Source organism: Pseudomonas silensiensis (assembly GCF_050434865.1).
Taxonomy (GTDB): Bacteria; Pseudomonadota; Gammaproteobacteria; order Pseudomonadales; family Pseudomonadaceae; genus Aquipseudomonas; species Aquipseudomonas fluorescens_W.
Genome location: NZ_JBNDJH010000006.1, coordinates 330,141 through 343,070 on the forward strand (window position 1 = coordinate 330,141; position 12,930 = coordinate 343,070).

A 12,930-nucleotide genomic window follows, 5' to 3' on the forward strand; every position below is an offset into this window, starting at 1 on the left:
GGGGCGCCAGGGAACTGCAGCCACTGATAACAACAAGGAATCACCATGAAACGTAGCCTGACTGTTCTCGCCCTGCTGATTGTTGCGCTCGCCGCAGGTGCAGGCGGGTACGTCTACAGCAAACAGCCGACACGCCAGGGCATGGTGGAGCTGCAACACCTGCAAGGTTCGGTCACCGTGCGCTACGACGAGCGCGGTATCCCGCACATCCGCGCCGAGAACGAAACCGACCTGTACCGCGCCCTCGGGTACGTGCACGCCCAGGATCGGCTGTTTCAGATGGAAGTCCTCCGTCGCCTCGCCCGTGGTGAGCTGGCCGAAGTACTGGGCCCGAAACTGCTCGACACCGACAAGCTGATGCGCAGCTTGCGCATTCGCGAACGCGCCGACACCTACCTGGCGAACATGGACAAACAGTCGCCGGCCTTTATCGCCATGCAAGCCTATCTGGATGGCATCAACCAGTATCAGGACAGTCATTCAAAACCTGCGGAGTTTGATGTACTGGGCATCCCCAAACGCCCGTTCACCGCCCAGGACACCATCAGCATCGCCGGTTACATGGCCTACAGTTTTGCCGCCGCGTTTCGCACCGAACCGTTGCTGACCTATGTGCGTGATCAGTTGGGCGCCAACTACCTGAACGTCTTCGATCTCGACTGGCAGCCCAAGGGCGTGCTGGCGAAAAACCGCAGCGGTGCCATGCCACCCCTCGCCAGTACCGACTGGAAAGACCTCAACGCCCTCGCCCGCCTCAGCGAGCAGGCACTGGCCGACAACGGCTTGCCGCAGTTCGAGGGCAGCAATGCCTGGGCTGTCTCCGGCAGTCGGACCAAAAGCGGCAAACCGCTGTTGGCCGGCGACCCGCATATCCGCTTTTCCGCGCCGTCGGTGTGGTATGAAGCGCAGCTCTCGGCGCCGGGCTTCGAGCTCTACGGCCACTATCAGGCATTGATGCCGTTCGCCTCCCTCGGGATGAACCGCGACTTCGGCTGGAGCATCACCATGTTCCAGAACGACGACCTGGACCTGATCGCCGAGAAGGTCAACCCGGACAACCCCAATCAGGTCTGGTATCGCGGCAAGTGGGTGGACATGGTGACCAGCGAACAACAGATCGCGGTCAAGGGCCAGGCACCGGTGACGCTGGTGTTGCGCCAGTCGCCGCACGGTCCGATCGTCAACGATGCACTGGGCAGCGGCGTCGGCAAAACGCCGATCGCCATGTGGTGGGGTTTTCTCGAAAGCCAGAATCCGATCCTTGAGGGCTTCTACCAGCTCAACCGCGCCGACACCCTGGCCAAGGCGCGCAGTGCCTCCGCAAAGGTCCAGGCACCGGGCCTGAACATCGTCTGGGCCAACGCCAAGGGCGACATCGGCTGGTGGGCAGCGGCGCAACTGCCAAAACGTCCGGCGGGTGTGCGTCCGGGGTTCATCCTCGATGGCAGCACCACCGACGCGGACAAGGAAGGCTTCTACCCGTTCAGCGCCAACCCGCAGGAAGAGAACCCGGCACGCGGCTATATCGTCTCGGCCAACTTCCAGCCGGTGTCGCCGACCGGCATGGAAATTCCCGGTTACTACAACCTGGCCGACCGAGGTCAGCAGCTCAATCGCCAGCTCAGCGACAAAACCATCAAGTGGGATCTGGAGGCCAGCCAGCAGCTGCAACTGGGCACCATCACCGCTTACGGCCCGCGCTTGCTCGCGCCGTTGTTGCCCGTACTGCGTGAAGTGGTGAGCGATCCCGCCGAACTCAAACTGGTTGAGCAATTGGCCCAGTGGAAAGGCGACTACCCGCTCGACTCCACCAGCGCCACGCTGTTCAACCAGTTCCTGTTCAACCTGGCTGACGCGACGATGCACGATGAGCTGGGCAATGATTTCTTCGAGACGTTGCTGTCGACCCGGGTGATTGATTCCGCACTGCCTCGCCTGGCTGCGACTGCCGATTCACCGTGGTGGGACAACCGCAACACCCTCGGCAAGGAAACCCGCGCCGATACGGTCAAGGTTGCGTGGCAGGCGAGCATTGCTCATCTCAAGACCACCCTCGGCGGCGATTTCGCGCAATGGCAGTGGGGCAAGGCGCACACGCTGACCCATGGCCATCCGCTGGGGCAGCAAAAGCCGCTGGACCGGATCTTCAATGTCGGCCCGTTCGCGGCACCCGGCACACACGAAGTGCCGAACAACCTCTCGGCCAAAATCGGCCCGGCACCGTGGCCAGTCACTTATGGCCCCTCGACCCGCCGCCTGATCGACTTCGCCGACCCGACCCACAGCCTGACCGTCAACCCGGTCGGCCAGAGTGGCGTACCGTTCGACAGCCACTATGACGATCAGGCTGAGGCGTTTATCGAAGGGATCTACTACCAGGCGCATCTCAACGACGAAGAAGTCGCGGCCAACACGCGCAGTACGTTGAAGCTATTGCCGGCGCGGGCTGCGCAATAAATGATCATTCCCACTCTGCGTGGGAACGATCGATCAGCCTCTAAACCATCGCTGCAAAGTTCAGCCTGAACTGCTGCGGCGTCACCCCCAGCCTGCGGTTGAACACACTGCGCATGTGCTGGGCATCGCGAAATCCGCACTGATAAGCCACGGTCTTCAGCGGCGATTGGGTGCTTTCAAGCAGCACCCGCGCCGCATCCACCCTGGCCCGTTCGACGAACTCCGCCGGGGTGACTTTCGCCTCTTTGGCAAACACTCGGGAAAAGTTGCGGGCGCTCATGTTGGCGGCGTTGGCCAGGTCGGCAATCGTCAGGTCGCCTGTCAGGTTGGCCAACACGTAGAGCTGCACCAACGCCACGGCAGAAGTGGGTTCGGCGTGTGGCGTGAGGAATGGGCTGAACTGTGACTGCCCGCCCGAGCGCTGAGTGAACACCACCAGCCGTTTTGCCACACTCAGCGCTACTTCCGGCCCGTGATCCCTGGCCAGCAAGTACAGCGACAGATCAATCCCCGCTGTGACACCCGCCGAGGTGTAGAGCTCGCCGTCCTCCACGTAAAGGCGATCTGCCTCGACCTGAGTCGACGGGCACAACTGCGCCAGCGCCGCGGCGTCGCCCCAGTGGGTGGTGACCGTTCGCCCTTCCAGCAATCCGGCCCGGGCGAGCATGAACGCGCCGTTGCAGATCGAGCCAAAGCGTTGCGCCTGCGCGCAGGCATCGCGCAACCAGGCATCGAATGCCGCACCAAAATCCATGAACGGCAACTGCGGCCCACCGGCCACCAGCAGCAAGTCGAAAGCTTCCAGCGCTTCGCTGAAATGCCGATGGGCATTGAGTGACAAACCGTTGGAACACGCCATCGCCCCGCGCTCGACGCCGATCACCTCCAGTCGATAGTGATCTGGCGGCTCAAGGAAACGATTGGCTTCGCAAAACACATCCATGGGACCGGTGACGTCCAGGGACTGGACGCCTGAGAACACCACGATGGCAACGGTTTTACTCATGGCTCAATTGCCTCTATGGATCACACTTTCCTGTGGCGAGGGAGCTTGCTCCCGTTGGAGTGCGCAGCACTCCCATTCCTGTCGCCACTGTTTGCCCGGTGTAATTGTGTGGCAGGTTTTGGGGCCGCTGCGCAGCCCAGCGGGAGCAAGCTCCCTCGCCACAAAAGCTTATTCACCCTAGCCAATCCGCGCGCAACAAGCGAGGTTGGCGCGATATGCATGCTCATTGGCAAGGATCGCAGCCATGGATCGATTGTCCGGTTTCGGGTGCGCGGACAGACTGATCCCATCAGCGCCGCCACGGCGTTCCCCATGAGGACAGCACCATGAGCAGCACCATCGCCGGTATCAAAATCCCCGACAGCGCGTTGGCCAAGGCCACCACGGAATACATTCGCGACGTCGAATCAGACCTGCTGTATCACCACTCGCGTCGGGTGTTTCTGTTCGGTGCCTTGAGCGGTGAACGCAAGCAACTGGCCTACAACCCCGAGCTGTTGTACGTCGGCGCGATGTTCCATGACTTGGGCCTGGTGGAAGGTCATCGCACTGATGACGAGCGCTTCGAAGTCGATAGCGCCAACGCTGCCAAAGCGTTCCTCAAGCCTTACGGCTTGTCCGACGATGATATCGAGCAAGTGTGGCTGTCGATTGCCCTGCACACCACACCGGGCGTGCCGCAACACCTGCGACCTAATGTGGCGCTGGTGACTGCTGGCGTTGAAATGGATGTGCTGGGTATCGATTACGCAGCGTTCCCGAGCGCGCAACGTGAAGAAGTGGTGCATGCCCACCCGCGTGGCGAAGGGTTCAAGGAGTGCATCCTGTGTGCGTTTGCCAATGGCTTCAAGCACAAACCGGACACCACTTTTGGCACCGTAAACGCGGATGTGTTGGTGGATAGCGAGCCAGGCTTCAAACCGATGAACTTCGTCGAGATCATCCGCAAATCGCCTTGGGTTTCCTGACCCCGATCGTTGATCGTTCCCACGAGCGTGGGAACGATCAGGTGAGGATCAAGCCGCTTCCGGCGCCTGCTGGGCGCGACGCACGTCCGGTTGTTTCCAGGAGTCGGCAGCGCCTTCTTCGATCGCCTGCTGAATCGCACGCTTGCGACTTTCTTCGGCACGACGGCTGAAGAACCAGACCAGGAACGTCATCAACGATACCGCCAGCAAAATCAGACTGGCCACGGCGTTGATCTCGGGTTTCACGCCCAGGCGCACCGCCGAGAACACTTCCATCGGCAGGGTCGTGGAACCCGGACCGGACACGAAGCTCGCCAGCACCAGGTCATCCAGCGACAGGGCAAACGACATCATGCCGCCGGCCCCCAACGATGGCGCGATCATCGGAATGGTGATCAGGAAGAACACCTTCCACGGCCGCGCACCAAGGTCCATGGCCGCTTCTTCGATGGACAGGTCCAGCTCACGCAAACGCGCCGAGACCACCACCGCCACATACGCCGCACAGAACGTGGTGTGGGCGATCCAGATGGTGAAGATGCCGCGTTCCTGTGGCCAGCCGATCATCTGCGCCATCGCCACGAACAGCAGCAACAGCGACAGACCGGTGATCACTTCGGGCATCACCAGCGGCGCGGTGACCAGGCCACCGAACAGCGTACGACCCTTGAAGTGGGTGATACGGGTCAGCACAAACGCCGCCAACGTACCCAGCACCACCGCCGCTACCGCCGTGTAGCAGGCGATTTCCAGCGAGCGCACCACCGAGCCCATCAGTTGGGTGTTGTCCATCAGACCGACGTACCACTTGATCGACCAGCCGCCCCACACCGTCACCAGTTTCGAGGCGTTGAACGAGTAGATCACCAGGATCAGCATCGGCGCGTAGATGAACAGCAAACCTGCTATCAGCATGAAGCTTGAGAAACGGAAGCGTTTCATTCTTTGCCCTCCATTTCTTTGGCCTGGCTACGGTTGAACAGGATGATCGGCACAATCAGGATCGCCAGCATCACCACCGCCAGGGCAGACGCCACCGGCCAGTCACGGTTGTTGAAGAACTCTTGCCACAGCACTTTACCGATCATCAGGGTTTCCGGACCGCCGAGCAGTTCCGGGATCACGAACTCGCCCACCACCGGAATGAACACCAGCATGCAACCGGCGACGATGCCGTTCTTGGACAGCGGAATGGTGATCTTCCAGAAGCTGTTGAACGTGCTCGAACCCAGGTCGGACGCGGCTTCCAGCAGGCTGTTGTCGTGTTTCACCAGGTTGGCGTAGAGCGGCAGGATCATGAACGGCAGGTACGAATAAACAACGCCGATGTACACCGCGAGGTTGGTGTTGAGGATCTGCAGCGGTTCGTCGATCCAGCCCATGCTCATCAGGAAACCATTGAGCAGACCGTTGTTGCTGAGGATGCCCATCCACGCGTAAACGCGGATCAGGATCGCGGTCCAGGTCGGCATCATGATCAGCAGCACGAGTACCGTTTGCATCTCTTTGCGGGCACTGGCAATGGCGTAGGCCATCGGGTAGCCGATCAGCAAACAGAGGACGGTGCTGATCAGCGCCATCTTCAACGAGCCGAGGTAGGCGGCGATGTACAACTCGTCGCCGGCCAGCATCGCGTAGTTGCTCAGGTTAAGCAGCAACTGCACTTTTTGGTCGAGGTAGCTGTAGATCTCGGTGTACGGCGGAATGGCCACGTCGGCTTCGGCGAAGCTGATCTTCAGGACGATGAAGAACGGCAACATGAAGAACAGGAACAGCCAGATGAACGGAACCCCGATGACCAGCTGACGGCCACCGGGAATTATTCGATTGAGGCGGCGTTTGAATTTGCGCATGTTCATGAGCGAAGTACCACGCCGCTGTCGTCTTCCCAATACACGTAAACCTGGTCACCCCAGGTTGGGCGCTGGCCACGGCGCTCGGCGTTGGCGACGAAAGACTGGACGATTTTGCCGCTTGGCAGTTCGACGTAGAACACCGAGTGACCACCGAGGTAGGCGATGTCGTGCACCTTGCCGCTGGACCAGTTGTATTCGCAGGTCGGCATGGTCGGCGTCACCAGCAGTTTTTCCGGACGAATCGCGTAGGTCACGGATTTGTCCTGCACTGAGGTGCTGATGCCGTGGCCCACGTAAATCTGGCGGTCCAGGTCCTTGCAGGTGATGGTCGCGTGACCTTCGGCGTCGTCGATCACTTCACCGTCGAAGATGTTGACGTTGCCGATGAACTCGCAGACCAGACGGCTGGTCGGGGTTTCGTAGATGTCGATCGGGCTGCCGATCTGGGCGATCCAGCCCAGGTGCATGATCGCGATGCGTTCGGCCATGGTCATGGCCTCTTCCTGGTCGTGGGTCACCATGACGCAGGTTACGCCGACCCGCTCGATGATCTCGACAAGCTCAAGCTGCATTTGCGAACGCAGCTTCTTGTCCAGAGCACCCATCGGTTCGTCGAGCAGCAACAGCTTCGGTCGCTTGGCCAGGGAACGCGCCAGGGCCACACGCTGACGCTGGCCACCGGACAACTGATGCGGCTTGCGCTTGGCGTATTGCGTCATCTGAACCAGCTTGAGCATGTCCGCGACACGGGCATCGACTTCAGTGGCGGGGATTTTGTCCTGCTTGAGGCCGAAGGCGATGTTCTGCGCCACGGTCATGTGCGGGAACAGGGCGTAGGACTGGAACATCATGTTGATCGGCCGCTCGTACGGCGGCATGTCGGTGATGTCTACGCCATCGAGGAAAATGCGCCCCTCCGTGGGCCGTTCGAAGCCTGCGAGCATGCGCAGCAACGTGGATTTGCCCGATCCCGAACCGCCGAGCAGGGCGAAAATCTCGCCTTTCTTGATTTCCAGGGACACATCGTCCACGGCAATCGTCTCGTCGAACTTCTTCGTGACCCGGTCGATTTTGACCAACACCTGTTTAGGTGATTGGTCGCCCTCGAGGGCTTTCTTATAGGCGCCGGAGGCAACTGCCATTTACGAAACTCCCAGAAAAAAGAGTGCAGTTCGCTCAAGGTGAGCCAACCTTGGATAGTTTGAGCCTTGTTGCTATTTACCCGACTTGACCTTGGTCCAGCTGCGGGTCATCAAACGTTGAATGTTTGGCGGTAACTCGATCGACACGTAAGTCTTGTCGAGGACTGCTTGCGGTGGGTAAACCGCTTCGTCGGTGCGAATGGACTGTTCCATCAGTTTGTCCGACCCGGGGTTAGGGTTGGCATAGCCGACGTAATCACTGACCTGGGCGATCACCTCAGGTTTCAGCAAATAGTTGATGAAGGCGTGGGCTTCTTTGACGTTGGCCGAATCCTTCGGAATCGCCAGCATGTCGAACCACAGCGCACCGCCCTCCTTTGGAATCGAGTAGGCGATGTTGACGCCTTTCTTCGCTTCAGCCGCACGGTTTCTGGCCTGGAACATGTCGCCGGAGAAACCGATCGCGACACAGATATCGCCGTTAGCCAGATCGGCGATGTATTTGGAAGAGTGGAAGTACGTCACATAAGGCCGCACCGCCAGTAACTTGGCTTCGGCCTTTTTGTAGTCTTCGGGGTTGGTGCTGTTGGCGTTCAGGCCCATGTAGTTGAGGACCGTCGGCATCATTTCATCGGCGGAGTCGAGGAACGCCACGCCGCAACTTTGCAGCTTCTTGATGTTCTCCGGCTCGAATACCGCAGCCCAGGAATCGATCTTGTCGACACCCAGCACAGCCTTGATCTTGTCGACGTTGTAACCGATGCCGTTGGTGCCCCACAGGTACGGTACCGCGTACAGATTACCGGGATCGTTCTGTTCCAGACGCTTGAGTAATACGGGGTCGAGGTTCGAGTAGTTCGGCAACTTCGACTTGTCGAGTTTCTGGAAAGCTCCGGCCTTGATCTGCTTGCCAAGGAAGTGGTTGGACGGCACGACCACGTCATAACCGGTACGCCCGGCCAGCAACTTGCCTTCCAGGGTTTCGTTGGAGTCGAACACGTCATAAACCGGTTTGATGCCGGTCTCTTTCTGGAAGTCGGCCAAGGTGCTCTCGCCGATGTAATCTGACCAGTTATAAATATGCACAGTGCCAGCGGCCTGGACACTAACGGCAAGCGTCAGTCCGGCGCCGACCAGCAGTGCATTGCGCAACAAAGAAAAAACAGGCACGTGGAGGTCCTCTAAAATTAGTTGGGCCCAAGTTGCCCAGCGTTACATGACAGCCATGGCTGCCTGGCAACAAAACCGGCGCGCAACTTACCCTCGAAAAACCGTTCCAGCAAACTTTATGAAGATCCCTGTAGCAGCTGCCGAAGGCTGCGTTAAGGTCCGAAGGACCTTCCCGCGTTTTCAACAGCACAACTGCTTCGCAGTTGGACGCAGCCTGCGGCAGCTGCTACAGGGTTTTACTTACTTACCGGATTTGATCTTGGTCCAGCTGCGAGTCAGGATCCGCTGGGTCGCGGCCGGCAAGTCGGCAATCGCGTACAGCTTGGCCAGCACGTCAGCCGGCGGGTAGATGCCTGGGTCGGCGGTGATGTCTTTATCAACCAGTGCAGTAGCTGCCGCGTTACCGTTCGGGAAGCGCACGGCGTTGGTGATGGCGGCCATGACTTCCGGCTTTTGCAGGTAGGTCATGAACTTGTAGGCGCCTTCGACGTTTTCGGCATCTTTAGGGATGGCGACCATGTCGTAGAAGCTGCCCGCACCTTCTTTCGGAATGTTGTAGCTGACTTTCACCTTGTCACCGGCTTCAGCCGCACGGGACTTGGCCTGGTAGATATCGCCCGAGTAACCCACGGCCACGCAGATGTTGCCGTTGGCCAGGTCGGAGATGTACTTGGACGAGTGGAAGTAGGCGATCGAAGGACGAACTTTCATGATCAAGGCTTCAGCCTTGTCGATGTCTTCTTTCTTCTGGCTGTCGGTCGGCAGGCCCAGGTAATGCAGTGCCACCGGGATCATTTCGGTTGGCGAATCGAGCAGGCTGATACCGCACGACTTCAGCTTGGCGGCGTTTTCAGGCTTGAAGATCAGGTCCCAGGAATCGGTCGGTGCATCGGCGCCCAGTGCAGCCTTGACCTTCTCGGCGTTGAAACCGATACCGATCGAACCCCACATGTACGGGAAAGCGTGCTCGTTGCCCGGGTCGCTCACCGATACCGCTTTGAGCAGGTCGGGGTTCAGGTTTTTCCAGTTCGGCAGCTTGGACTTGTCCAGCTTCTGGTAAACACCGGCCTTGATTTGCTTGGCCAGGAAGTTGTTCGACGGCACGACGATGTCGTAACCGGACTTGCCTGCCAGCAACTTGGCTTCCAGCGTTTCGTTGCTGTCAAAAACGTCGTACACCACCTTGATCCCGGACTCTTTCTCGAAGTTCGCGATGGTGTCCGGCGCGATGTAATCGGACCAGTTATAGACGTGCAACACCTTGTCGTCCGCCTGTACCGCACCCGCCATCATTCCCATCAGGGACATGGCGAGGAGAGTCTTGCCAGCAAACTTTTTTCCTAATGCCTTCATGCGTAATGCTCCAAATTTTTCTTTTTTGAACCACTTTGTTCAGCGGCCGAACCCGGACAACTGGAACCGCGGCTAGTCTGGCAAGATCCGAGGCGGTCTTTCAAGGAAAGGCCGCCCTTCAGGACTGCTCTGAGCGAAAGTTTCATGAGCCCCGCTCAGAGCCTAGCACTTAGCCCTGTAATGCACTCAGGGTCAGGTCCAGGCACTTGCGAGCCTTTGTCACCAACTCATCGATTTCAGCCGGTGTAATCACCAGTGGCGGAGCAATGATCATGGTGTCGCCCACGGCGCGCATGATCAGGCCGTTCTCGAAGCAGAAGGTGCGGCAAATCATGCCAGCGCCCTTGCCTTCGTAACGCTTGCGAGTGGCTTTGTCCTGCACCAGCTCGATCGCCCCCAGCAGACCCACCCCACGCACTTCCCCTACCAACGGGTGATCGCTCAGTTCCCGTAGACGCTTTTGCAAATAGGGTGCCGTTTCTGCATGGACGCGCTCGATAATTTTTTCTTCGCGCAGGATGCGGATGTTCTCCAGTGCCACCGCAGCAGCCACCGGGTGCCCGGAATAGGTGAAACCGTGGTTGAAATCGCCACCTTCGTTGAGCACCGCAACCACTTCGTCACGTACGATCAAGCCACCCATAGGGATGTAGCCGGACGTCAGGCCTTTGGCGATGGTCATCATGTCGGGTTTGAGGTCGTAGAAATCGGTACCGAACCACTCACCGGTACGGCCGAAACCACAGATCACTTCGTCAGCCACGAACAGGATGTCGTACTTGGCGAGGATTTCCTTGATGCGCGGCCAGTAGGTGTCTGGCGGAATGATCACGCCGCCGGCACCCTGGATCGGCTCGGCAATAAAGGCACCGACGTTGTCCACGCCGACTTCCAGAATTTTCTCTTCGAGCTGATTGGCCGCCCAGATACCGAACTCTTCCGGCGTCATCTTGCCGCCTTCAGCAAACCAGTACGGCTGCGCGATGTGGACGATGCCCGGGATCGGCAAGTCGCCTTGTTCGTGCATGTACGTCATGCCACCCAGGCTAGCGCCGGCCACGGTGGAACCGTGATAGCCGTTCTTGCGGCTGATGATGACTTTCTTCTTCGGCTGGCCCTTGATCGCCCAGTAGTGACGAACCATACGCAGCATGGTGTCGTTGCCTTCTGAACCGGAACCGGTGAAGAACACGTGGTTCATGCCTTCTGGCGCGATGTCGGAGATGGCCTTGGCCAGCTCCAGCACCGGCGGGTGAGCCGTCTGGAAAAACAGGTTGTAGTAAGGCAGTTCACGCATTTGTTTACTGGCGGCATCGGCCAGCTCATCGCGACCGTAGCCGATCGCCACGCACCACAGGCCGGCCATACCGTCGAGGATCTTGTTGCCTTCGCTGTCCCACAGGTAAACGCCCTTGGCGTTGGTGATGATCCGCGGGCCTTTCTCTTTCAGCTGCTTGAAATCGCTGAACGGGGCCAGGTGGTGATCGTTGCTCAGGGTTTGCCATTCACGGGTTTGCGGATTGTTGCTGGTCATACGAATCTCCTAAAAAAAATCAGGTGAAAGCGCCGCCCGATAACGGCGGCGCCCGGCGCATCAGACGGCGAAGAGCAGGAATTCCCGCTCCCACGAACTGATCACGCGCTTGAAGTTTTCATGCTCGGCCCGCTTGACCGCGACGTAGCCAGTGATGAATTTCTTGCCCAGGTATTTCTCGATAGTCGCGCTGTGTTCCATGCGTTCCAGCGCGTCTTCGATGGTCAGTGGCAGGCGCAGGTTGCGGCGTTCATAGCCACGGCCCACCACCGGCGCACTCGGGTTGATGCCTTCGACCATGCCGATGTAACCGCAGAGCAGGCTCGCGGCAATCGCCAGGTACGGGTTGGCGTCGGCGCCCGGCAGGCGGTTTTCCACCCGACGGTTTTGCGGCCCGGCATCCGGAACCCGCAGGCCCACGGTGCGGTTCTCTTCGCCCCACTCCACGTTCACCGGTGCCGAGGTGTCCGGCAGGAAGCGGCGGAACGAGTTCACGTTAGGCGCGAACAGCGGCAACAGCTCGGGGATCAGTTTCTGCAAACCACCGATGTGATTCAGGAACAACTGGCTCATGGACCCGTCTTCATTGGAGAAGACGTTCTTGCCGGTCTCGATGTCGATGATGCTCTGGTGCAAGTGCATCGCACTGCCCGGCTCGCCGGTCATGGGTTTGGCCATGAAGGTGGCTGCCACGTTGTGCTTGAGCGCGGCTTCGCGCATGGTGCGCTTGAACACCAGGATCTGGTCGGCCAGGGACAGGGCGTCGCCGTGACGGAAGTTGATTTCCATCTGCGCCGTGCCGTCCTCGTGGATCAGCGTGTCGAGGTCCAGTTCCTGCAATTCGCACCAGTCGTAGACGTCTTCGAACAGCGGATCGAATTCGTTTGCCGCTTCGATCGAGAAGGACTGGCGACCGGTTTCCGGGCGACCGGAACGGCCAACCGGCGGTTGCAGCGGGAAGTCCGGGTCCTCGCAGCGCTTGGTCAGGTAGAACTCCATTTCTGGCGCCACGATCGGTTGCCAGCCCTTGTCGGAATAGAGTTTCAGTACCTTCTTGAGCACGTTGCGCGGCGACAGCTCGATCGGGTTGCCTTGCTTGTCGTAGGTGTCGTGAATCACCTGAGCGGTGGGCTCGATGGCCCACGGCACCAGGAACACCGCATTCGAGTCCGGGCGGCAGATCATGTCGATGTCAGCCGGGTCGAGCAGTTCGTAATAGATGTCGTCTTCGACATAGTCGCCGGTCACGGTCTGCAACAGAACGCTCTCGGGCAGGCGCATGCCTTTTTCGGCAATGAACTTGTTGGTCGGCGAGATCTTGCCCCGGGTGATACCCGTCAAGTCGCCAACCATGCATTCGACTTCTGTGATCTTGTGGTCTTTCAACCAATCGGTGAGCTGGTCGAGGTTGTTACTCATAAATGCCTCTTAGGCTTGGTTTCCT

At 59.3% G+C, this 12,930-nt stretch carries 10 protein-coding genes; 2 read left to right on the forward strand and 8 right to left on the reverse strand.

All coding sequences use genetic code 11. The annotated features are described in order from the left end of the window. The first annotated feature begins 45 nt into the window (after window positions 1-45). On the forward strand, window positions 46-2,457 hold the full coding sequence (locus tag QF010_RS11870; protein WP_429533178.1) for a penicillin acylase family protein: 2,412 nt from the start codon (window positions 46-48) through the stop codon (window positions 2,455-2,457). Window positions 2,458-2,497: 40 nt separating this feature from the next. On the opposite strand, the gene QF010_RS11875 is transcribed toward QF010_RS11870, so the two are convergent. Further along, a complete protein-coding gene (locus QF010_RS11875; protein ID WP_429511643.1) occupies window positions 2,498-3,463 on the reverse strand; it encodes a GlxA family transcriptional regulator in 966 nt (321 codons plus the stop codon). Between the two features lie 326 nt (window positions 3,464-3,789). Here QF010_RS11875 and QF010_RS11880 point away from each other — a divergent pair, with 326 nt between their 5' ends. Then, window positions 3,790-4,431, forward strand: coding sequence for an HD domain-containing protein (locus QF010_RS11880; RefSeq protein ID WP_140675225.1), 642 nt, complete (start codon window positions 3,790-3,792; stop codon window positions 4,429-4,431). A 48-nt stretch (window positions 4,432-4,479) separates the two neighbouring features. Here QF010_RS11880 and QF010_RS11885 read toward each other — a convergent pair whose 3' ends face one another. The 7 genes from QF010_RS11885 to QF010_RS11915 all read right to left on the reverse strand — a co-directional run bounded on the left by QF010_RS11885 (window position 4,480) and on the right by QF010_RS11915 (window position 12,905). Further along, on the reverse strand, window positions 4,480-5,373 hold the full coding sequence (locus QF010_RS11885) for an ABC transporter permease subunit (RefSeq protein ID WP_033060575.1): 894 nt from the start codon (window positions 5,371-5,373) through the stop codon (window positions 4,480-4,482). Further along, window positions 5,370-6,290, reverse strand: coding sequence for an ABC transporter permease subunit (locus QF010_RS11890; protein WP_033060577.1), 921 nt, complete (start codon window positions 6,288-6,290; stop codon window positions 5,370-5,372). Before QF010_RS11890 ends, QF010_RS11885 begins: the two co-directional genes overlap by 4 nt. Then, the gene (locus QF010_RS11895; protein WP_429533179.1) at window positions 6,287-7,429 is read right to left on the reverse strand and encodes an ABC transporter ATP-binding protein; all 1,143 of its coding nucleotides are present in this window, start codon (window positions 7,427-7,429) and stop codon (window positions 6,287-6,289) included. The genes QF010_RS11890 and QF010_RS11895 overlap by 4 nt, the downstream gene beginning before the upstream one ends. A 72-nt stretch (window positions 7,430-7,501) precedes the next feature. Continuing rightward, window positions 7,502-8,599 (reverse strand): polyamine ABC transporter substrate-binding protein, encoded by a 1,098-nt coding sequence (locus QF010_RS11900; RefSeq protein ID WP_429533180.1) that lies wholly within the window; start codon window positions 8,597-8,599, stop codon window positions 7,502-7,504. Between the two features lie 240 nt (window positions 8,600-8,839). Next, the gene (locus QF010_RS11905) at window positions 8,840-9,952 is read right to left on the reverse strand and encodes a polyamine ABC transporter substrate-binding protein (RefSeq protein WP_033060580.1); all 1,113 of its coding nucleotides are present in this window, start codon (window positions 9,950-9,952) and stop codon (window positions 8,840-8,842) included. A gap of 169 nt (window positions 9,953-10,121) precedes the next feature. Continuing rightward, entirely contained in the window at window positions 10,122-11,486 is a 1,365-nt protein-coding gene (locus QF010_RS11910; RefSeq protein WP_429511641.1) for an aspartate aminotransferase family protein, read from the reverse strand. A gap of 60 nt (window positions 11,487-11,546) precedes the next feature. Next, complete coding sequence (locus tag QF010_RS11915; RefSeq protein WP_033060583.1) at window positions 11,547-12,905, reverse strand: glutamine synthetase family protein; 1,359 nt, start codon at window positions 12,903-12,905, stop codon at window positions 11,547-11,549. Between the last annotated feature and the right edge of the window lie 25 nt (window positions 12,906-12,930).